We start from the raw sequence: 22,373 nt of genomic DNA, 5'->3' as shown, positions 1-22,373 counted from the left end.
CCAGTCTAGGTTCCGGGGCGTGACGAGACGTGCACTTGCGGTGATCATCGCCGCCGTCGTGATGGCGCCCGTTTCCCCTGCTCACGCTGACATCACCAGACGCATCGAGACCGAGCGGACCGAGAGACCGGTCGCCGCGGGCGTCACGCTGAGCTCCTTCGACTGGTACGAGCCCGGCGGATCCGGTGGCTGGATCCGCGGTGACGCGCTCGCCGTCGACCTCACCAAAGCCCAGGTCGGGTACGTCGACAACGGCACCGTCGCGCAGGCGGCGCCGCTCTCCCAGCAGACGACGAGAGCCGTCGCGGCGATCAACGGCGACTTCTTCGACATAAACAACTCCAACGCACCCGAGGGCGTCGGCGTCCAGGACGGGCAGCTCAGGAAGTCCGGCCAGGGCAGAGCCGTCGGCATCGACGCGGCGGGCGTCGGCAGCGTGATGGAGACATTCTTCGAAGGCACGCTCAACGGCACGCACAAGCTGACGCAGCTCAACAGCGCGCGGATTGACGTGGACGGGATCGGCGTCTTCAACCCGTTGTGGGGCACCTACAGCAGAGCGCGCGCTACCCAAGGTGCGACCAACACGGCCGAAGTGATCGTCAAAGACGACATCGTGGAACGCGTCGGCGCCCCCAGCGCCGAACCCGTCCAGGGCTACGCGCTCGTGGGCCGGGACAAGGGCGCGGACGTCCTCAAGGCGCTCGAACCCGGCGACCGGCTCACCGTCGACTACCGGAGCCGCACGAGCAACGGCAGCGAGCCCAGGACCGCGATCGGCGGACGGCAGCTGCTGGTCAAGGACGGCAAGAACGTCGCGCCGGCCGATCCGCTGCACCCGCGCACGGCCGTCGGGTTCTCCGCGGACGGCAAGAAGATGGTGATGCTGACCGTCGACGGCAGGCAGGGCGCGTTCCTGCTCGGTCTGAACCTCAGAGACCTCGCCGACGCCATGATCGAGCTCGGCGCGCACAACGCCCTCAACCTCGACGGCGGCGGCTCGTCGACCATGCTCGCCCGCGAACCCGGCACCACCGAGCTGAAGGTCGTCAACACGCCGTCCGACGGCGGTGAGCGCCCCATCCCGAACGGCCTCGCGCTCTACTCCCCCGCCGGCACGGGGAAGCTCGTCGGGTTCGACGTCCAGACCGAGGACAAGCGCGTCTTCCCCGGCATGACCCGCCGGATGACTGTGCGCGGCCACGACGAGACGTACGGTCCGGCTGCCAACAACGAGCACGTCACGCGCGCCACAGGTGGCTGGGCGATCGGCGACACCTTCCACGCGGCACCCCACTCGGGACCGGCATCCTTCACCGCCTTCCGCGGCCTCACCACCAAGACCGCCAAACTGACCGTGCTGGGCAAACTCGCCCGGCTCGCACCGGCCAGCACCAGGATCAGCCTGAACCCGGACGAGCGCACACCGTTGCAGATCAACGGTTTCGACGCCAAGGGCTTCAGCGCACCGATCGAGCGGGCGGACCTCGACCTCAGCTACGACCGGAAGATCATCGAGGTCACGCCCGACCTGCAGATCAGGGCGCTCACCGCCGGCGCGACCACGATCAGGGCGCGCTCCCAGGGCAAGGAGACCCAGCTGGCGGTGACCGTCGGGGCCGACGACGAGCTGATCGCCGGATTCGACGACGCTCCACAGTGGACCTTCGGATCGGCCCGCGCGACCGGCTCTGTGGCACCGGATCCCCACGGCCACACCGGCGGCGGCCTGAAGCTCAGCTACGACTTCACCCAGTCCACCGGCACGCGCACCGCTTACGCAGTACCACCGAAGCCACTCCAGATCGACGGGCAGCCGCTCTCGCTCGCGGCCTGGGTGAACGGCAGCGGCAAGGGCGAGTGGACGGCGTTCACCGTCACCGACGCGACCGGCCAGTCACGCTCGCTCTACGGCCCCTACATCACCTGGAACGGCTGGAAGCAGCTCGAGGTCCCGATCCCGCCGGAGCTCAAATTCCCCATCCAGGTCAACAGGTTCTACACGATCGAGACCAAGGCGGACCGGTCGTACACGGGCGAGGTGCTCGTCGACGACATCACCGCACGAGTCCCGCCCGAGGTGTCCCTGCCGCCCGCCCCAGAGCTGCGCGAGGACGTGATCGGCCCGGCGAAGGGCTGGAAGTTCGCGGTCATGTCCGACGCGCAATTCGTTGCCCGCAACCCGGACAGCGACCTGGTCAGGTCCGCCCGCCGCACGCTCAAGGAGATCAAGGCGTCCGGCGCGGAGTTCGTCGTGATCAACGGCGACTTCGTCGACGAGGCGTCCCCGGAGGACTTGAAGCTGGCCAAACGGATCCTGACCGAGGAACTCGGCGACTTCCCCTGGTACTACGTGCCCGGCAACCACGAGATCATGGGCCCCGGCACGATCGACAACTTCCGCCGCGAGTTCGGCACCACCCACCGCACGTTCGACCACAGGGGCACGCGGTTCGTGCTGCTCGACTCGTCGACCGGAACGCTGCGGGGCGGCGGGTTCGACCAGATGGAGATGCTCAGGAACGCGCTGAGCACCGCCGAAGGCCAGGCCGTCGTGATGATGCACCACCCGCCACGCGACCCCACGCCCGCGCGCACGAGCCAGCTCTCCGACCGGATGGAAGCGGCCTACTTCGAGAGGCTGCTGTCCGAACGCGACGAACCGACGGCGTTCATCGGCGGGCACGTCGGCGGGTTCTTCGCGTCCACTGTGGACGGCGTGCCGACCGTGATCAACGGCAACTCCGGCAAGGCACCGGCGGAGGCGGGCGGGTTCACCGGCTGGACGCTGGTCGGTGTCGCCAGGAACGGCATCAAGGCCGAGATCCGGCCTCATGTGGACGCACTCCAGGTCCAAGCTCCGGCCAACCTGAGGTCCGGTGCCAGGGAAACGGTTGCGGCGACGTTGAAACAGGGTTCGCGGACGCTGCCGGTGAAGTATCCGATGGTCGCGGTGTGGGAAGGGTCACCCGGTCTGCACGTGGGCGAGCGGAGCGGCATCAGGCCGTGGCACGTGGCGTGGCTCGAAGCCGGCTCCGGCGTCCTCACCGCGATAAGGCCTGGTCAGGTCAAGATCTCCGCGACCGTGAACGGCGTGACGAGCAGCGCGGACGTCCGCGTGAGCCTGCAGGAAGTGGCCTGACCTGGCCTGAAGGAGTGCTGAGTGAGTGCGATGTCGGGCGGTGGGGGAAGATACTCTCCATGACCACCGCCGACAACGGTTTCGCCGACCTGGGGCTGCGCTCCGACATCCTCAACGCACTCACCACCCTGGGCTACGAGGAGCCGACGCCGATCCAGAGCGAAGCGATCCCGCCACTGCTCGCGGGCAACGACCTGCTGGGGCAGGCCGCCACGGGCACGGGCAAGACGGCGGCCTTCGCGTTGCCTCTGCTCGAACGCATCGCTGACAAGATCGGCAAGGGTGAGAAGCCCCTCGCTCTCGTCCTCGCCCCCACCCGTGAGCTGGCCGTGCAGGTCTCCGAGGCCGTGCACCGCTACGGCCGGCACATGGGCACGCGCGTGCTGCCGATCTACGGCGGCCAGCCGATCGGCCGTCAGCTGCGCGAGCTGTCCCGCGGCGTCGACGTGGTGGTCGCGACCCCGGGCCGCGCGATCGACCACCTGCAGCGGGGCACGCTGCAGCTGGGCGACCTCGAGGTCGTCGTGCTCGACGAGGCCGACGAGATGCTCGACATGGGCTTCGCGGAGGACATCGACGCGATCCTGAGCGAGACGCCGGCCGACCGGCAGACCGTGCTGTTCTCGGCCACGATGCCGCCGCGCATCGACCGCATGGCCAAGAGCCACCTGCGCACGCCGGTGCTGATCCAGATCGAGCGCGAGAAGACCGAGCCGGGCGAGGCCCCGCGCGTCCGGCAGACCGCGTACCTGGTGCGCCGCGAGCACAAGCCCGCCGCCCTCGGCCGCGTGCTGGACGTCGAGTCGCCGACCGCCGCCGTCGTCTTCTGCCGCACGCGTGACGAGGTCGACCAGCTCACCGAGACGCTCAACGGCCGCGGCTACCGCGCCGAGTCGCTGCACGGCGGCATCAGCCAGGAGCAGCGCGACCGCGTGATGGGTCGTCTGCGCGGCGGCACCGCCGACCTGCTGGTGGCCACCGACGTCGCGGCCCGCGGTCTCGACATCGAGCAGCTCACGCACGTCGTGAACTACAACGTGCCGTCCGCGCCCGAGGCCTACACGCACCGCATCGGCCGCGTCGGCCGCGCGGGCCGTGAGGGCGTCGCGATCACGCTGGTCGAGCCGCGCGAGAACTCGATGCTCAAGACCATCGAGCGCGTCACCAAGACCAAGATCCCGATGGAGAAGGTCCCGACCGTCGCCGACCTGCGCGCGCGTCAGCTGGAGCTGACCCGCTCGTCGCTGCAGGAGTCGCTGATGGAGGACGACCTCTCGCGGTTCCGCGTGGTCGTCGAGACCCTGGCGGACGAGTTCGACGTCATGGACATCGCGCTGGCCGCGGTGAAGCTCGCCCACGAGGCCTCGGGTGCCGCCGCGGACGAGGAGGAGATCCCGGAGGTGCGCCCGCGCGAGGACCGTCCGCGCCGCGACGGTGCCCCGGCAGGCCCGCGCCGCGAGCGCCGTGGCCCGTCCGAGGGCATGACCAGGCTGTTCCTGGGCGCCGGCCGTTCGTCGGGCATCCGGCCGCAGGACATCGTCGGTGCCATCACCGGCGAGACGGGCCTGAAGGGCCGCGACATCGGCGCGATCGAGATCGCCGACCGGTTCTCGCTGGTCGAGGTGCCCGGCACGGCCGCGGCCGACGTGATCGAGCAGCTGCGCGACGCCACGATCAAGGGCAAGCGCGTCACGATCCGCCGCGAACGCCAGCCCCGCTAGCACGGCAACGTGAAACAGCCCCTCCGGACGTGTTCCGGAGGGGCTGTTTCGCATGACAGGTCAGGCCGTTTCGTACACCAGCGTCCACCGCTGGTTCGCGAGACCGGTGTGGTCCCACGTCTGGATCGCAGCACCGTTGCCGGACTCGTGCCCGACGGCGTCCGCGTACCCGGAGGTCAGCGCGCTCTGCAGGCCGAACGTGTTGTCACCGGCCCGCGTGAAGACGAACTGCTGCGTGCCGTCGCTGTGGCAGGTGTACTGGACCAGCGGGGTGCCCAGTTCCCAGTCGCCGAACTGGACGTCCAGGCACTTGCCGGACTGCTCGTTGCGCAGCGCGCACTTGTTCTCGCCGAACGGGATGATCTTCCAGCGCATCTTGTCGCCGCCGGTGCAGTCCCACAGCTCCATCGCGGCGAGGTCCGCGTTCGCGCCTCGTCCGGCTCGTCCCACGGACCGGCGACCTGCATGCAGAGGCCGGACTCGACACCCTTGATCATCACGTGGCCGGACTCGACCGGCACCACCGACTCGCGGTGGGTCGTGCCCCCCGGTTTCCGGCCGGGGGCACGTCTTTCCGCACCGAGATGAGGTTTCTGGTGGACCCCGAGTACCGGTACTGGGCTTGGCTTGCCGAGGGCGAGTCCTCTGTGGACGGCGCGCGGGAGGTCATCCGGACGTGGAAGAGCCCGGAAGGCGCCGACAAGGAGGAGTCCCACACGCCTGACGGCTGGCGGACGACCTGGACGTACCAGGACGTGCGGGACCAGCACAAGCGCGGACACCTGCTGCCGATCACCTCCGAGGACGCCGAACGGTTGACACAGCAGAGTTAGCGCACCTCCCGGCACGCGGAACAGCCCCTCCGGAACCCGTCCGGAGGGGCTGTTTCGATCGTCCTGCCTGATGTTCAGTGCGACAGATCAGACGCGCACCAGCGTCCAGCGCTGGTTCGCGAGACCCGTGTAGTCCCACGTCTGGACCAAGGCGCCGTTGCCGGTCGCGTGCCCGACCGCGTCGGCGAACCCGGAGGTCAGCGCGCTCTGCAGGCCGTAGGTCTGGTCACCCTCCTGCGTGAAGACGAACTGCTGGGTGCCGCCGTAGTGGCAGGTGAACTGGATCAGCGAGGTCCCCCGCGCCCAGTCGCCGTACCGGACGTCCAGGCACTTGCCGGACTGCGCGTTCTCCAGCGCGTACTTGTTCTCGCCCAGAGCGACGATCTTCCACTTCATCTTGTTGCCGCCGACGCAGTCCCACAGCTCCTGAGCGGTGAGGTCCGCGTTCGCGCCCTGGTTCGGCACGTCCCACACGCCCGCGGTCTGCATGCAGCGACCGGACTCGACGCCCTTCACCTGCACCCAGCCGGTCTCGACCGGCACCACGGCCGCACGGTGGGTGGGGTCGATGATGCGCCAGAGCTGGTCGACGTTCTTGGTGTTGCCGGTCTGGACGATCAGCGTCGCGTTGGCGGTACCGCTCGACTGCGCCGTGGCGAAGCGACCGGTGGCAACGTTCTGCAGCTGGAACGTGCCGTCTGCGGGGTTCTCGATGAACTTCCAGCGCAACGTGCCCGCGCCGCTGTCGCAGTTGTTCTGCGCGACGTTGTCACCGACGGCGTCCAAGCACAGCTTGGAGTGCATGCCGCGGATCATGTACTGGTCGTTCTCGTACTTGAACAGCTCCCACACCTGCTTGGGACCGACGAGGCAGTCCCACAGCTCCATGAGGGCGCCGGGGTCGTCCGCCTGCTCGTACACGCCGAAGGTCTGCAGGCAGCGCTTCGAACCCAGGCCCTGCAGCTCGATCACCCGGCGGTTCGACGGCTTGATCTGATCGCGCTTGAGGGCCTCGTGCTGGCCGACATTGAGGAACGCGTGGCGGGCGGGAAGGTCGGCCGCGAGTGCCGCGCGGGCCGCGCTCACGACGTTCGGCAGGAAGCCGTCGCGCTCGGCGCTGTCGAGGATCTCGCGGATGCGCCGCTCGGTCTCGATCGCGTCCTGGCGGTCCTGCTCCTCCAGATCCTTCTGGTGCGCCGCGTGCACACCGGTGAAGATGTACGCCTTCCACACACTCGGCTCACGGCTGTCGGCCGCGGCCTGGGCGTCGGCCTTGACCCACTTGCCCTTGCCGTTGCGGAACAGTTCGTAGACGAACTCGCGGTCGGTGATGAGCTTGAGCGAGTCACCCATCACGGTCCCGGTCGCGACGGCCCAGCCGCTGGCGCGCGCGTTCTCGTTGGCGAGCCGTTCCTGCCGCTCGCGCTCGATGCGCTCGGCCTCTTCCAGCTTGCGCTGCCGGTCGACGTCCCTCGCGGTGAAGATGTCCGTGACGACGTAGGTGGTGCGCTGCTCGTCGGTCGACGTCGGCGTCAGCACGGCGGCCGCCTTCGTCTTCACCTCGCTGTTCGTCTCGGCGCGTTCCCAGACGCGGAAGACGAACTCCTTGAGGGTGCTGTCGAGATCGGCCTGCGTCAGGCCGGTCCAGTTGACGACCTGCGCGGCCGCGAGCCGCTGCCGGTCGCGGTCGGCCTTGCGCAGGCGCTCCACCAAGTCCTCGCGGTGCAGGGTGAAGATCGTCTGCGTGATGAACCGGTGGCAGGCCGCCGGGTCCGACGAGCTGCTCGTGAAGGCGGCTGCCGCGCCTTCCTTCACCCGCGCGTCGTCGGGCACCTTCGCCTTGTCCCACAGGTAGATGACGAAGTCGCAGTCACTCAACTGGTACTTCGCGGGTTCGGGGTTGAGGCCGATCTCGCGGGCCGCGGCGATCTTCTCGTCGACGGTCGCCTGCGGCGCCGCCTGCGCGACGGCAGCGGCGACTTCAGCGGTAGCCGCAGCCGTGAACGGTCCGGACATGAACGTGGAAACGACCGCCAGCGCAGCGATTGCGCGCATGCAGCGGCCGCCCAGACTGGATCTGGACAACTTGGTAATCCCCCAGGACTCAAGGCATCGCTTCGGTTTCTGACCAGCTCCCCAGCCGGCTGATGCCGAGCAGGACTTTGACATGGGGCGAGTACACAGCGCAACCAAAGTGATCCCCGTCACATTGGGCACCGGCGGCAACCGTGCTACAACTCTCTGGGCCATTGGGCCACACCGTACTTTTTCTGGGGGGAAATGTATGGGGCGCCATACTTTGCTGCGCTCAATTCTCGCTGCCGCCATCGCTTTCGGGTCCGTCATCGCCACCGGCGTGACACCGGCGACAGCCCAAGTCATGATCACCGCTGCCGTCCAGGTCAACCTGGCACCGTGGCAGCGCGACACCGTCAGACGGATGGCCACGACCGATCCGTTGCCCGAAGTGCAGGCCGCGGCGACGCTCGCACTGCTGAGCAACAGAGGTGACGAGGCGATCCTGGAGTTCCTTCCCGGCGGCTACCTGGCGGCCAAGAACCGTGCTACCAAACGGATCGAGCTCGACCTCCGGTACATCCAGGAGATCAACAAGTTCGCGATCCCCGGCAGCAACGTCCAGGTCACCTCGGCCAAGGCGTTGGTCAGCACGCCGAACGCGCAGAGCCTGTACGTCCAAAGTGGATATTCCGAGGCCCAGGAACTCGACCGGCTCAACGACAACAAGCGCGACGAGCGCCTGGCGCGGTTGAGCAAGGAGGACCGCGACTACGTGACCTACCTGGCCGCGAACGATCCGGGTGTGCAGGTCCGCGACGCGGCCAAGCGCGCGCTCACCGCGGGCGACGACGCCTCGATCGGCCTGTTCTTCAAGTACTACTGGGGCATCGGAGCCGATCTCGACAACGAGGGCTTCCGCCAGCGCACGCTGGAGCAGAACGAGCTCTGGCTGCGCAAGATCCGCGCACTGGTGGACGCCGCTCTGGCAGCGGAGAAGGCCGAACGCGAGTCGAGCGGCGAGTTCGCCCGCAAGGCCCGCCAGGACGCCATCGCGAACTGGGAACTGGCCGACGCAGAAGCCGGAAAGTCCTCAGTGGACTGGAACGCCGAGAAGAACAAGGCCGACACACAGGCCGCCTTCTGGGCTTCCGTGGCCGCGCACGCCCGTGCGGCACAAAGCGAGCAGGACTGGGCGGCAGTGCTGGCCCGCGCCGACGCGTCCAACGCGTCATGGGAGGACGAAGCGGCCTGGGCACGTTCGCAGGCCGCGACCTGGCTGGCCCTGGCCGCCGACGCGAAGAAGAACGCGGACGCCGCGCGCGACCGCGACCGGGGGGATCAGTAACCAAATGAACAGAACACCTTTCAGCGCCGCCTCGCCGCGGCGCCGGTCAGTCATCGCCAAATCCCTGGCGCCGCTCATCATCACGCTGGTGCTCGCCCTGCTGAGCAGCACCACGCCCGCCGTCGCCGCACCGATTCCGGTCCCGTTGCTCCAGCAGGTCAACGCGAGCGCCGACCCCGGCGGTGAGGTCGACGAGGAGCTCGAGTTCTACAAGCAGCTCGTCGGCGACATCCGCGACCACGCCGAGGACGTGGAGGTCCGCGACGCCGCCGCGGCCGCCCTTGCCATCGGTACCAAGGAAAAACTCCTCTGGTTCCTCGACCACGGTCAGGCGGAGGCGCAGGCCCGCGCCGACCAGCGCAAGACCGTCGAACGCGCGGAGAACCGCAAGAAGGTCGAGGAGTGGGCCCGCACCGGCGGCCCGAACGTCAAGTCCGGCGCGCAGGCCGCGCTGAACTCCGGCGACCGCGCCATCGCGGACTTCGTCGCCTTCGGCTACGAGATCGCGCTGAAGCAGGACAAGCAACAGGCCGAGGACGACAAGGCCGAGCAGGACCGCATCATCGCCCGCGTCCGCGACATGGTGGCCCACGGCGGCCCCCAGGTGAAGGTCGAGGGCGACGCGGTCCTCCTCCTCAACGACTACGCGAAGATCCGCGAGTTCTACCTCACCGGCTACCACGAGGCGCACAAGCGGGACGCCGACTTCCAGCTGGTCATCGAGAAGGCCCTGGCGGACCGCAACAAGGCGCTGACCGAGCTCGACCAGTTCGCGAGGCGTTCGGAGGCCTCGGCCAAGGCACGCGCCGAGATCATGCGCGCGAACATCGGCGCCGTCAAAGCCATGGAAGACAGCATCTTCGCGATGCAGATGGCGGTGAAGGCCGCGCACAAGGCCGACAAGATCTTCCAGGAGGACAAGCCCGGCCGTGCCAACGGCCAGAAGGGCCGCGACCAGGAACTCGACGCCCTGCGCGCCGAGGCGGCCGAGTACGCCGCCCGAGCCGACCGCGTCGCGCTGGAGGCCGACCGGATCAACGCCGGTGTCCACCAGGTGGCGGCCAGGCTGGTGGAGTCCGGCCAGACCAACGGCCTGGACTGGGCCAAGGTCACCATCGGCATCACCCACGCCGTGGAAGCAGCGGCGCTGGCGGCCGAGACCTCGCAGCACGCCGCCGAGGCCACCCTGGCCGACAGCCGCGCGCTCGACGCCGACCGCAACGCCCAGGAACACGCGAACAACGCCCGCAAGTACCTCGAAGAGACCAAACGCCAGCGGGACAAGGCACTCGAGCTGGCCGCGGCGGCGAGGACGCAGCTCGACATCGCGGTGGCGGCTCGCAACCGGGCCGAGCAGCAGAAGAACCTGGCCGCCCAGAAGGCGTCCCAGGCACAGCAGCACGCCGCGAACGCCCGCACCGCCCGCGTGAACGCGCAGTCGGCGGCGGCGACCGCTATCTCCAAGTCGAAGGACGCCACCGCCGCCTACGCCAACGCGGTCCAGCACAAGGCCGCCATGGACGAGACGGTCGGCAAGGCCGAGAAGCTCGGCAAGCAGCTGCGGGTCGCGGAAACCGTCTTCGGCAAGCGCATCCAGGTCTACAACCAGTACGCGAGGGAACTGGAGAAGGCCCGTCAGAAGGCCGAGGAACTCGGCGGCGAGGCCTGGGACGAGTACCGGCGCATCGAGGGCGAGACCAACGCCGCCAAGAGCGCGGCCGACGAGTCGTCCGCGGCGGCGGGCAGGGCCAGGGCCGCGGCGGCGACCGCACAGGCAGAGGCGCAGGCCGCCACGAACGCGGCCAACGCGGCTCAGGCGGCGGCGAACCGGGCGAACCAGGAAGCGGTGACGGCCCGCCGCGCCGCCGACGAGACGCACCGCCTCGCGCTCGAGACCACCAGCGCGGCACTGGCCGCCAAGGACGGTGCCGAGATGGTGCAGTCCGAGGCCGAAGACGCCGTGCGTGAGGCCAACCAGGCCGTCTACCAGTCCGTGGTCGCGGACCGGGCGGCGGCAGCGGCGGCGGCGTCCGCCGAGATGATCATCGACCCGGTGCGGGCGGCGGAGAACATCCTCAAGCCCTACGCCGCGATCAACGCCGACGCCCGCAGGGCGCTGACGGCGGTGTCCGAGGCGCTCCTCATCAGTGAGGAACAGTCCAGGGCCGCACGGGAGAAGGCCACGGAGGCCGGTGAGGCCGCCGTCAGGGCCCGCAAGGCGGCCGACCAGGCCATCGGCGACATCAAACCCGCCTTCGAAGCCGCGGCCGAAGCGGTCGAGGCGGCGAACCGGGCCGCGGCCGACGCGCTCCAGGCCAACGACGCGGCGAACACAGCGGCACAGCACGCCGGTGCCGCCTCGGGTTCGGCCGCGACGGCCGCGGGCTGGGCGAGCTCGGCCCGTTCCGACGCGACGCTCGCCGGCGACTCGGCGAACGCGGCCACCCACGCGGCAGCGGTGGCTGGCCAGGCGGCGGCAGCGGCCGAGAACCTCCGCAGTGTCGCGCTGAACATCGCGAAGAACTTCGACACGTTCGAGAACGCCATCATCGACCGCCTCAACCAGGTCGTCGACATCCGCCACCGCTACGACGAGGCGAAGCGCATCGCCAAGGAGGAGGCCGAGCGCAAACGTCAGGAGCTGAACGCCCAGGCGCTCGAGCTCATGAACGGCGTCCTCGGGTGCACCAAGACCGTCTGGGACGCGCGCTGCCAGCAGCTCCTGGGCAAGGTCAAGGAGAAGGTCGGCCAGGGACTCGACGCCGCGGGCAACTACGTCGAGGACGCCTACAAGTGCGCGAGCGGCGACGACGAGCAGGCGTGCCAGCGCTGGACCGAGAACTCGAAGAAGATCGGCTCCTTCGCGTGGGAAGCGGTCAAGGGCTTCGGTGAAGCCGCGGTCAGCCCGGTCGTCGCCGTGTGGGAACTCGGCGGATGCCTTGGTCTGGGCGCGACGGGCGACTGGAGCAAGTGCAAGCAGATGTGGGACGGCTTCGTCTACACCGTCGAGAACCCGTACACGTGGATCAACCTCGACGAGTGGCAGACCAACCCCGGCAAGGCCCTCGGCGGCACGATGTTCGACATCGTCGCCACCATCGCCACCATCGAGGCGGGCGGTGCCGGCGGCGCCGCGTGGAAGGCCACGCGCACCCTGGCCCGCAAGCTCGACGGCGGTTCGGGCAAGCTCGAGAAGGGCCTGGCCGAGCTGGACAGCCTGGCGGTCAAGCTGCACGAATCGGTGCGGGACAAGCTGCCCAACGGGCTGAGCGAGATCCTCAACCTCAGGGCGAAGTTCGAGAACGGCAACGCCAAGTTCGACGGCAGCGTCGCGGTGATCGACGGCCAGCTGTACCGGGTGGAGTCGTTCACGCTCCGGCCGGACGGCAACCCGAACCTCGTCGACGGGGCGATCGTCCGGATCGAGGGCGGCACGCTGCGGATCGAGAACGGCGTGGCGAAGATCGACGGCGCCAAGCTGAAGGTCGAACCGCCGAAGGGCTGCGTCCCCGGTCTCGCCGCTCGTGCGGCGGCCTCGGCGTCCGGTTGCGGCGAGTTCGCCACTCCTGTCAGCGATGCCAACGGCTTCAAGCACGACATCCACCTCGGCACGTCCGGCGGCAAGGACCTCGGCTGGCTGAACATCCGGCTGAACGCCGAGGAGAACCGCTGGGTGGACGCACTGCTAGGAAGGGCGAAGGAGCTCGAGCCGGACATCACCAAGGCGATCAAGAAGCTCGCGAGCGACAACGCCGGAAGTCCGGCAGGCCTGGACAAGCGCTTCAAGGACGAGGGCGAGTGGCCGTACCCGGGAACGAAGCGCAAGCTTCAGGAGGAGTTGAACCCGCAGCCGAAGAACCCGCTCGAGTACGAGACGAACCTGCCGAAGCGGACGCTGGCAGAGGTCGCGCCGAAAATGAACGACGCGCTCCGGTACACGATCACGTTCCCCGAGAACGTCTTCGCGGACAAGGCCCAGGCAGCGATCCGGCAGTTCGCCAAGCAGTACAACGAGGTGGACTTCAAGAACTTCTACAAGGACGCGAAGGACAGCGGGTATCCCGGCATCAACGTCACCTACGAGAAGGACGGGTTCTTCTTCGAGGTCCAGTTCCACACGCCGGACAGCTACGACGCCAAGGGCAAAGAACACAGGAACTACGGAGAGAGCCGCACGCTACGGGCGGCGATGGCGTTGATCGGAGCGGATCCTGGCAAGCTGAAGTCCGTGAAGGACGCGGAGATCAGTGACCTGATCATCGCACGGGACAAGAAGCTGGAGCTGTCCAAGACCATCTTCGGCCCGGTCACCAAGCCGGTCAACGCGGACAAGGTCAAGTCCGGCAACGAAACTCCCTGACAGAACTGACCGAGATGCGCCCCGGGACGTCACGTTCCGGGGCGCATCCCCATCCCGAACGAGGTCCGGATGAACCGGCGGTACCAGTACTACGCGATCGTGACCGAGTCACATCCACACGAGGACGAGCCGGTCGGCGTCGTTCGCCGCTGGGTGGACCAGGACGGCCAGGCTCACGACGAGGGGTACTCACCGGGGCTCACCTGGATTCCCACCGACGACCTGGTCGCGCTCGAATCCGGCCATGCGGGCGCTGAGGCACGCCTCATCTCGGAGGAAGCGGCCCAGCGGTTCGAAGCGGTTCAGCGCAGCCGGTTCCACCCCGACAACCCGGCGGACGGCAAGTACGACTACCTCGCGTGGGTGGACGCTGACCACCCGGCCGACAACCCGGTGGGCGTGATCCGCACCTGGGTCACGGCCGGCGGAACTGACCGGGAGCAGATGTACTCCCGCGGCATCGGCGGCTGGGTTCCCAGCTTCGTCCGGGACGACATCGGCAGAGGACACGTGGACGGCACACTGCTGCCGATCACCGCCGAGGACGTCGAACGGTTGACACAGCAGGGTTAACGCCTGCGGGCCTCGATCAGGAACCGGGTCGAGGTGCTGACGAACTCGCCGTGCTCCTGGATGTGCGCGTGCATGTCCAGGAGCCGGTCCCGATACCGCTCCACGCTGAACCCCGGCACCGTCCACAGCACCTTGCGCAGGAAGTGCACGACCGCGCCGACGTCGAAGAACGCCACGCGCAACGCCACCGGTTCCAGCCGCAGCACTTCCAGCCCGGCGGCCTCGGCGTCCACCCGCGCCCGTTCGGTGCCCCGAGCCTCGCTCACCGGCTGCGGGCCCATCATGAAGTCCGTCAGCTCGCGGTTCGTGCCGGCGCCGATCTGCTGCGAGAAGTACGTGCCGCCGGGTTTGAGCACCCGTGCGATCTCCGCCCACGGGGTCACCACCGGGTGCCGGCTGATGACCAGGTCGAACAACGCGTCGTGGAACGGCAACGGGCCCTCGTCGGGTGCCTGGACGACGAACGCGTCCGGCAGGTTCCGCTTGGCCACGGCCGCGTTCGGCGGCCACGACTCGGTGGCCGCGAGCAACGGCGGCTTCACGGGCGCGGACGCCGTCACCTCTCCCCCGCCGGTCTGCAGGTCCAGTGCGGACTCCACCGCCGCCAGCTTCGACGCGATCAGCGCCGCGTACCCCCACGGCGGGCGTTCCTCGGTGGCGCGGCCCTCGAACCAGGAGAAGTCCCAGCCCTCCAGCGGGACCGACGCCCCCTCCGCCACCAGTTCCTCGAACGACCTCATGACCGGAATGCCACCACAGGCCGATCACCGGTGCCACCGAAAATGGCGGCACCTGCCTCGGGCGGCGAGACGCCGCGTCCCTGGATCGTCTCGCGCACGACAAGGCAGGTGCCGCAGGTGGTTACAACGACCGAACAGCCGCCGGGTTACGCCCTGAGGCGGTAAGCCAGCAGGACCGTTTGGCCTACAGGGCGGCCGTCGGCGTCCGTGGCCACAACGCGTAGCGACACGGCGCCTCCAGCCATCCCACCAGGGGGAACGAGAGCCTTCACCGGCACCCACTCGGGTCCGTCCTCGAACGACGCGTAGGCGCGCAGCTGTCGAACGGCCGCGAAGCGGTGAACTTCGCCGGTGAAGGCCTCTTCATCGGTCAGGCCCGCAGGCGGTACGCCCGCAGGACCGTTTGATCGACCGTGTTGCCCTCGGTGTCACTGGCCACGACGCGCAGCGATACGAACCCGCCCGCCTGACCGCCAGGCGGGACGACGGACTTCACCGGCACCCACGTGACCCCGTCGTCGAACGACGCGTAGGCCTTCAGATCGCGCAAGGTCGCCTTGCCCGCTCCGGCCTGACGTGCCGCGGAGAACTTGATCGGCATCGGAGCACCCGCCTTCGTGCTGTTGCGCAGGTCGACCGGCACCGAGTAGTCGACCTCCAGCAACGGCAGCTTGCCGTCGGTGGCGGCCGAGAACTCCCACGTCGTCTTCACGTTGGTGGACAACGCCGACGTGTCGCGCGACGCGTCCAGCACGAACTTGTACCGGCCGTCGCGGGCGGGAGCGTAGAAGGAACCCCGCCGGACCTCGGCATAGCCCTGCGTGACGCCGTTGTGCTGCAACTCCAGCCAGCCGCCGCCGGTCTGCCGCCAGTTCTCCACCCAGCCCGAGCCGCCGAACGGCGAGATCCGGGTGTTGATCAGGTCACCCGCCCGCTCGACACCGCCGCCGTCCGCCCACGTCACGACCGACGACCCACTGAGCCGGGGTGAGGTGACCGCCCGCAGGTTGGTCTTCTCGTACTTCTTGCCAGGCTTGAAGGTCACCGGCTCGAGGTCCGCCCACGAGGTCGTCATCGGGTCGTCGCCGGCACCGTCGGCGCGGCCGTCGAAGCCCTCCTGGTACCAGCTGATTCCGTTGCCGGCGCTGAAGTACTCGGTGCGCTGCACGGGCGCCGCGAGCCGTTCGTCGAGCACCATGCCGATCTGACCGTTGACGAGCGGGTTGTTCCGCTGGTTGATCGAGCCGTCGCCACCGGACGTGTGGTACCGCGCCTTGACCTCGGCGAGCTCCGCGTGCCGGATCTTCTTGGTCCCGGCCGGCAACGCGCCCTTGTCCTGCAGGAACAACGTGTACGAGACCGGCGAACCCGCGATGGCGCGCAACTTTAGTTTCGCCGGCGTCGTGGCCACGTGGTGTTCCGCCACGGCGATCAGCGGGATCGCGGTCTGCTCCTCGAAACCGAACGGCGTCGGCCCTGCCCACAGCACGGCGACCGCGCCGGCGTCCTTCATCGCCCGGGCCACCTCGTAGACGTCCTCGCCCGCCGGGCGCACGAGTGCGAGCTTGCCGCGCACATCGGTGCCGCGCTCGGCCACGTCGAGCTCGTGCTCGCCGGGCGGCAGGTACTTGCTGCTCTCGTAGTACCGCACGGGGAACCCGCCGACGACGGAGATCAGGGGCTGTCCGCCCTTGAGCCCGGAGTCGTAGGTCAGCTCCGGCAGCGGTGCGCCGAAGGACAGGCCGTACAGCGGAACCCTGCCGTCGATGACGCTCGCGACACCGCTGATCTTGCCGGGTGCGAACGGCACGCGCAGCCGGGCCTCGCGGTACCAGACGACCGAGTCGCGTTCGGGCAGCTCGACGCTGATCTGCTTGCCCTGCCTGGCGTCCAGCGTCACGGACAGGTCCGCCCGCAGCGAGACGCGGCCGGCCACCTCGGTCGCGGAGACCGGGGTGAACCAGGCGTAGTTCGGCGTCAGCTCGTCGATCCGGCCGATCACCGCGTAGTCCGCGACCGGCAGCCGCGCGGAGCCGGTGCCGTCCACGATGGAGATCACCGACGCTTCCTTCGTCGTCATGTTCACCACGACGACGAACTCGGACGGGACCGGCTTGCCGTCGCGGCCGATCATCGACAACGTCAGCGCGTGCCGTTCCTCCTGCACGTACGCGCCGACCGACGTGGTCAGCTCGACGCCCGCACCGGAAGCCTTGACGTGCCCGAAGAACGTGCCGTCGCCCTTGCGCGGGTCCAGCACCACGTCGACCGCGGCGCTGCCCTGAGCCGGCACGGTCACCGACGCCGGCACCGTGAAGTCCGCGCCGAGATTGTGCTGCAACGAAAGGGAAACCGGCGACGTACCCGCGTTCGAGTAGGTGATCGTCTTCGTGGACGTCCCGGTGTGCGGCCATTCCAGCAGCCCGAACGACAGACTGCCCGCCGACGCCCGCACCTGCTGCTTCACCGCGCGTTCGACGTCGAGCAGACCGGTTCCGACGTTCACGGGCGAGTCCGCGACCGGCTTCACCGTCGACATCAGGTGCGCCTTCAGCTCGGCGGCCGTCCAAGAGGGGTTGCGCTGCGCGAGAACCGCCGCCGCGCCCGCCACGTGCGGCGCCGCCATCGACGTGCCGGTCAGCCGTGCGTGCAGGTCGTCCACCGCGTACTCGGGCAACGTCCCCTCGGCCCGCGCGGCCACGATGTCCGTGCCCGGCGCGGCGATGTCCGGCTTGACCGCGAAGTCCCTCAGCCGCGGCCCGCGCGACGATCCTTCGTTGACACCACCGGACTTCGTCAGGTTGGCCACGGCCAGCGCCGCGTCCGCCGACGCCGGTGACCCGACCTTGCGGTACACCCCCGCGTTGCCCGCCGCCACGACGAACAGTGAACCGGTCTCGGCGGTGAGCTCGTTGACCTTGAGGGACATCGGGTCCCTGCCGTCGGACTGGTCGCCTCCCAGCGACATGTTGACGACCTTCGCCTTGACCTCGCGCGCCGCCCACTCCATGCCGGCGATCACCGCGCTGTCGAAGCAGTACTCGGCCTCGCAGACGCGGCCGACCGCGAGGTTCGCGCCCTTCGCGACACCGACGTACTGGCCGCCGCGCCCCGCGACCGTGGCCGCGACGTGCGTGCCGTGCCCGATGTTGTCCTGGATGCCCGTCGGCGTGAAGTCCTTCGCCACGGCGACGACGCCCGCGAGTTCGGGATGCTTCTGGTCGTACCCGGTGTCGAGCACCGCGACCGTGACCCCGGTGCCGTCGAACCCGGCCTGCCACGCGCCCGGCGCGCCCACCATCGGCACGCTCTCGTTCAACGAGATCTTCGACTTGCCGTCGAGCCACAGCTTCTCGGCACGCAACGCATTCGTGCGCCGCGCCGTCCACTGCTGGGCCGCGTCCTTCTTCTGCACCGCGCCCGCCGCACGGAAACCATTGCTCAGCAACGGAATCCGGTCGATCTTGTCGTCGGTGTACCCGTAGCCGTGCAACGACGTGACGTCGAAGAAGCGCTTGTCGACGCGATCCTGCCCCACCGCGTCGATCGCGTCCGCCGGCACCACGTACTGGTGGTCGTTCTGCACGTACTGGGCGAACTGCATGCCGGGCCGCCCCTCGACCCGGACGAGTTCCCCACGCTCGTTGACGACGACCTTGTCACCGCTGATCAGCGTGATGGCCGACGTCTGCTGCGCTCTCAACGGTTCTGCCTGCGCCGTCACCGCCGGGCTGAGCAGCCCGGCGGCGAGCGCGGCGATCACCAAACATCGTGCAAGGCGCACGTGTCCTCCCCTAGGTGTGAACCTCTCCACCCAGAAGACTCCAAACGCCCTGTGAAGGTTGCTTCACGCTCCGCGATAGGTGCCGAAGCTCCAGCGGTTGCCCTCGGGATCGGCCACGGTGAACCCGCGCGAGCCGTAGTCCTCGTCGCGCAGCCCGCGGATCTCCGTGGCCCCGCGGGTCATGCACTGCGCGTGGATCTCGTCCGGCCGGTCGGTCACCACGTAGATCGATCCGGCGCCGGCCCTGGTCGCCTCGACCTCGCCCACCGAGCGGACGACGGACCCCAGCATCACGCCGCCGCCCTCGGGCCAGACCATCTCGCAGTGCACGACCTCGCCGTCGGCCTCACCGGGTACGACGAGATGTTCCTTGAAACCGAACGCCTCGACCAGGAACCGGATCGCGGCGGGAGCGTCCTGATAGGACAAAGTGGGCCAACAGGTAGGTGATGGTGTGCTCATGACGGCAACTCTGCGCCCTGACCGTGCTCGCTGCCTTGTACGAATGGAAGCTCGGCCGCGATCCACTCGGTCGGGGTCGCCCCGCACAGCGCCCGCCAGTCCCGGTTGAAGTGCGCCTGGTCGGTGTAACCGCAGGCAGCGGCCACCTCGGTCAGCGTGGGCCGCCGCTCGCCGCGCAGCATCCGGTTCGCCCGCTCGAACCGCATCACGCGCCCCATCACTTTGGGGGTCAACCCGTACTCCGCGGCGAACCGCGCGCTGAGGTGCTGCCGGCTCCACCCGACCTCGGCGGCGATCTCCCCGACCGGCGCCCCGGACGCGAGCCGCTGCCAGGCCCACGCCACCTCGACCTGCTGCCGCACCGGCCTGACCAGGCCGCCGAGCAGCAAGTCCAGCCGCGCGAACCGATCGGTCCACGTCGTCGCGTCCTGAAGCCGTTCGCGCAGCTCAGCAGCAGGAGCGTCGAGAACGTCCAAGCCGACCGTGGTCGCGGCGAGCTCAGCGGCCGGCATGCCGAAGAAGGCCCGCATCCCCAACGGTGTGAGGTCGCACTGGACGCCGTGCTGGAACCCGTCGTGCGTGATGATCACGGCCTCGTCGTGCAGCCCGCCGCACAACGTGGCGAACCGTCCTTCGGAGAGGTCGACCGTGCCGTCCATCGTCACGACGAGCGTGAGCGAGCGCGACGGCAGGCCGCGGTGAATCCCGGGCTCGGTCCGCATCCGATACCCGGAGTACCGCGTGACGAACGGCCGCAGCCGCGGGTGCGGCAGGCCGACGACGTGCTCGACGTCCACACCGTCGATGCTAAAACAATTCTCCTAGCACGAGCAGCCCTGCGCCCACCGGCACCAGATCGGCACCGAACGACGTGACGCTCACGTCCATGTCCCGCATCTCCCGCAGGTACAGCTCCGGCGACTCCAGCACCTTCCGTCCACTCAGGACGATCTGGTCGAGGTCCAGCAGCTGCACCAGGTTCGTCACCGCGGCGGCGAGCACCCGCGCGGCCTCCGCTCCGGCAGCGGCGGCGTGCACCGCTTCCACGCAACCCCGCCGCCCGCACACGCACAGCGGCCCGTCGAGCTGGATCGTGGTGTGGCCGAACTCGCCGGCGCCCGACCGTGCCCCGCGGTGCACCTCTCCCCCGAGCAGCAACCCGACGCCCAGACCGGTGCCGACGAACACGAGTGCCGCGTCCCGCAGAGGTCCTCGCCAGGCCTCGGCGAGCACCGCCGCGTTGGTGTCCTTGTCGACCACGACCGGGAGCCCGAGCCGTTTCTCCGCCAGCGCGCGAAGCGGCACCGAGGACCAGCCCGGCAGGCCGTTCGGCGACACCACCCCGTCGCGGAAGTCCAGCGGGCCCGCGATCCCGATGCCGAGCCCGAGCACCTTCTCGTCCGGCGTGATCAACGGAGCCAGCGCGTCCAGCACGTCGTCCGGGGTGAACATCGGCGCGAGCGGCACGACCGACGCCGACACCACCTCACCGGTCAGGTCGAGCCGCACCACCCGCAGTTCGTCGCGGTCGACGTACGCCCCGTACGCGTACGCCCCGCCGGCGACCAGCTGGAGCGCCATCCTGGGCTTGCCCCGGCCTCCGTCGCGGACCGCGCCGGTCTCCTCCAGCAGCCCCGCCGACATGAGCCGCGCCACGATCTTCGAGACCGCCTGCGGGGTCAGCCCGGCCTCCGCGGCGATGGAAGCCCTGCTCAGAGCCCCGGATCGGACCAGCCGGAGCACGGTCCGATCGTTGTGCGAACGCAGCGAGGTGAGGTCCACATGGCGATTATGCAACAGCGTTGCTTTAATGAGAAGCATGACACGAGTCGGACTGCTGGGCTACGGCATCGCGGGACGGGTCTTCCACGCCCCGCTCATCTCCTCGACCGAGGGCATGGACCTCGTCGCGATCGTCACGGCGAACCCGGAGCGGCAGGCGCAGGCCCGTGCCGCCTATCCCGACGCCAAGATCGTCACCGCGGACGAGCTGTTCGAGCTGGACCTCGACCTCATCGTCGTCGGCACCCCGAACAAGACGCACGTCGAGTACGCCGGGCGCGCGATCGACAAGGGTGTCGCGGTCGTCGTCGACAAGCCGTTCGCGCCCAGCAGCGCCGAGGCGAAGGAACTCGTGGCCTCTGCCCGGGCGAAGGGCGTGCCGCTCACGGTCTTCCAGAACCGTCGCTGGGACAGCGATTTCCTCACCGTCCGCAAGATCATCGGCCAATTGGGCGAAGTTCGGCGGTTCGAGTCTCGATACGAGCGCTGGGTGCCGGAGATCTGGGACAACTGGCGCGAGTTCGGTTCACCCGAGGAGGCCGGCGGCCTGCTGTACGACCTCGGCGCCCACCTCGTCGACCAGGCGCTGCAGCTGTTCGGACCGGTCAGGAGCGTGTACGCGGAACTCGACCTGCGCCGGCCCGGCGCCCAGGTCGACGACGACGTGTTCGTGGCGTTGACGCATGAGAACGGCGTGCGCTCCCACCTGTGGGCCAGCGCGCACGCGGCTCACAACGGGCCGCGGTTCCGCGTGCTCGGCAGCGAGGGCGCCTTCGTGGTCGACGGCCTGGACGAGCAGGAGGACGCGCTCGCCGCGGGCCGCCGCCCGACCGACTCCCACTGGGGCCGCGAGGCCCGCACCGGCCGGCTCGGCATCCTCGACCGGATCACCGAGATCCTCGTGGAACCCGGTGCGTACCAGAACTTCTACGCCGAACTGCAGGCCGGGCGGATCCCCGTGGACCCCTCCGGCGCGGTCCACGCGCTCGAGGTCATCGAGGCCGCGTTCACGTCCGCGCGCGAGAACCGGGTGGTGGAGCTGTGAGCACCAGCGAAGAACTCCTCGCCCAGGAGCGGCGCCTGCAGTTCACCCGCTTCGGCAACGACGTCGCGATCGAGCTCGGCCTGCACCTGCTCGACGCGGCCCGCGAGCAGGGCCTCCCGATCGCGATCTCGGTGCAGCGCAACGGGCACCGGCTGTTCCACGCCGCGCTGCCCGGCACCGCGCCGAACAACGACAGGTGGCTGGAGCGCAAGGCCCGCGTGGTCGAGTTGTTCGGCCACAGTTCGTTCTACGTTGGCGAAACGTTCCGCGAAAAGGGGACGACGTTCGAGGCGGAGTCACGTCTCGACCCTGATCTGTACGCGGCGCACGGCGGCGTCTTCCCGGTCATCCTGCGCGGCACCGGACCGGTGGGCACCGTCGGCGTCTCCGGACTGCCCCAGGCCGATGACCACGAGTTCGTCGTGACTCAGGTGGAATCGTTCCTGAACTCCCGCGACGCGTAATAGCACGAATAGTCCTTGGTACAAAATTCGGACATGAGTACCGAGTCGTACCGAGAGGTGCAATCACGCTTTGTCGCACACCACTTCGAGTGGATTTCAACCC

The 22,373-nt window shown here is 69.1% G+C and carries 15 protein-coding genes; 8 read left to right on the top strand and 7 right to left on the bottom strand.

Going from position 1 to position 22,373, the window contains the following annotated elements:
• Positions 1-19 precede the first annotated feature (19 nt).
• Positions 20-3,142, top strand: a complete 3,123-nt coding sequence (locus ACWGE0_RS20390; protein ID WP_452262455.1) for a phosphodiester glycosidase family protein — start codon at positions 20-22, stop codon at positions 3,140-3,142.
• Between the two features lie 59 nt (positions 3,143-3,201).
• Positions 3,202-4,863: a DEAD/DEAH box helicase gene (locus ACWGE0_RS20385; protein ID WP_452262454.1), complete on the top strand. Its 1,662-nt coding sequence runs from the start codon at positions 3,202-3,204 to the stop codon at positions 4,861-4,863.
• Positions 4,864-4,923: 60 nt separating this feature from the next.
• On the opposite strand, the gene ACWGE0_RS20380 is transcribed toward ACWGE0_RS20385, so the two are convergent.
• The gene (locus tag ACWGE0_RS20380) at positions 4,924-5,313 is read right to left on the bottom strand and encodes an RICIN domain-containing protein (protein ID WP_452262453.1); all 390 of its coding nucleotides are present in this window, start codon (positions 5,311-5,313) and stop codon (positions 4,924-4,926) included.
• A gap of 134 nt (positions 5,314-5,447) precedes the next feature.
• On the opposite strand from ACWGE0_RS20380, the gene ACWGE0_RS20375 reads away from it, so the two are divergent.
• Entirely contained in the window at positions 5,448-5,696 is a 249-nt protein-coding gene (locus ACWGE0_RS20375) for a hypothetical protein (RefSeq protein WP_452262452.1), read from the top strand.
• An 87-nt stretch (positions 5,697-5,783) separates the two neighbouring features.
• On the opposite strand, the gene ACWGE0_RS20370 is transcribed toward ACWGE0_RS20375, so the two are convergent.
• On the bottom strand, positions 5,784-7,751 hold the full coding sequence (locus ACWGE0_RS20370; protein WP_452262451.1) for an RICIN domain-containing protein: 1,968 nt from the start codon (positions 7,749-7,751) through the stop codon (positions 5,784-5,786).
• 325 nt (positions 7,752-8,076) lie between these two features.
• Here ACWGE0_RS20370 and ACWGE0_RS20365 point away from each other — a divergent pair, with 325 nt between their 5' ends.
• From ACWGE0_RS20365 to ACWGE0_RS20355, 3 genes are all read left to right on the top strand, one after another.
• Positions 8,077-9,060, top strand: a complete 984-nt coding sequence (locus ACWGE0_RS20365; protein WP_452262450.1) for a hypothetical protein — start codon at positions 8,077-8,079, stop codon at positions 9,058-9,060.
• A 4-nt stretch (positions 9,061-9,064) separates the two neighbouring features.
• Complete coding sequence (locus ACWGE0_RS20360) at positions 9,065-13,420, top strand: hypothetical protein (protein ID WP_452262449.1); 4,356 nt, start codon at positions 9,065-9,067, stop codon at positions 13,418-13,420.
• 69 nt (positions 13,421-13,489) lie between these two features.
• The gene (locus ACWGE0_RS20355) at positions 13,490-13,993 is read left to right on the top strand and encodes a hypothetical protein (RefSeq protein ID WP_452262448.1); all 504 of its coding nucleotides are present in this window, start codon (positions 13,490-13,492) and stop codon (positions 13,991-13,993) included.
• Here the strand turns inward: ACWGE0_RS20355 and ACWGE0_RS20350 are convergent.
• The 5 genes from ACWGE0_RS20350 to ACWGE0_RS20330 form a co-directional block, all read right to left on the bottom strand.
• Positions 13,990-14,733: a methyltransferase domain-containing protein gene (locus tag ACWGE0_RS20350; protein WP_452262447.1), complete on the bottom strand. Its 744-nt coding sequence runs from the start codon at positions 14,731-14,733 to the stop codon at positions 13,990-13,992. The two genes, ACWGE0_RS20355 and ACWGE0_RS20350, sit on opposite strands and share 4 nt — an antisense overlap.
• A gap of 370 nt (positions 14,734-15,103) precedes the next feature.
• Complete coding sequence (locus ACWGE0_RS20345) at positions 15,104-18,517, bottom strand: S8 family serine peptidase (protein ID WP_452262446.1); 3,414 nt, start codon at positions 18,515-18,517, stop codon at positions 15,104-15,106.
• A 63-nt stretch (positions 18,518-18,580) separates the two neighbouring features.
• A complete protein-coding gene (locus ACWGE0_RS20340; protein WP_452262445.1) occupies positions 18,581-18,979 on the bottom strand; it encodes a VOC family protein in 399 nt (132 codons plus the stop codon).
• Entirely contained in the window at positions 18,976-19,776 is an 801-nt protein-coding gene (locus ACWGE0_RS20335) for a helix-turn-helix domain-containing protein (RefSeq protein WP_452262444.1), read from the bottom strand. Before ACWGE0_RS20335 ends, ACWGE0_RS20340 begins: the two co-directional genes overlap by 4 nt.
• 10 nt (positions 19,777-19,786) lie before the next feature.
• Positions 19,787-20,761 carry an ROK family transcriptional regulator gene (locus tag ACWGE0_RS20330; protein ID WP_452262443.1) on the bottom strand — a complete coding sequence of 325 codons (975 nt, stop codon included), beginning with the start codon at positions 20,759-20,761 and terminating at the stop codon, positions 19,787-19,789.
• A gap of 28 nt (positions 20,762-20,789) precedes the next feature.
• On the opposite strand from ACWGE0_RS20330, the gene ACWGE0_RS20325 reads away from it, so the two are divergent.
• The gene (locus tag ACWGE0_RS20325; protein WP_452262442.1) at positions 20,790-21,806 is read left to right on the top strand and encodes a Gfo/Idh/MocA family protein; all 1,017 of its coding nucleotides are present in this window, start codon (positions 20,790-20,792) and stop codon (positions 21,804-21,806) included.
• Positions 21,803-22,270, top strand: coding sequence for a heme-degrading domain-containing protein (locus ACWGE0_RS20320; protein ID WP_319963670.1), 468 nt, complete (start codon positions 21,803-21,805; stop codon positions 22,268-22,270). Before ACWGE0_RS20325 ends, ACWGE0_RS20320 begins: the two co-directional genes overlap by 4 nt.
• Positions 22,271-22,373: the final 103 nt, after the last annotated feature.

The organism is Lentzea sp. NPDC054927, from assembly GCF_053610285.1.
Note: the sequence above shows the minus strand (reverse complement) of the source record. Positions and strands in the feature narration are given on the sequence as shown.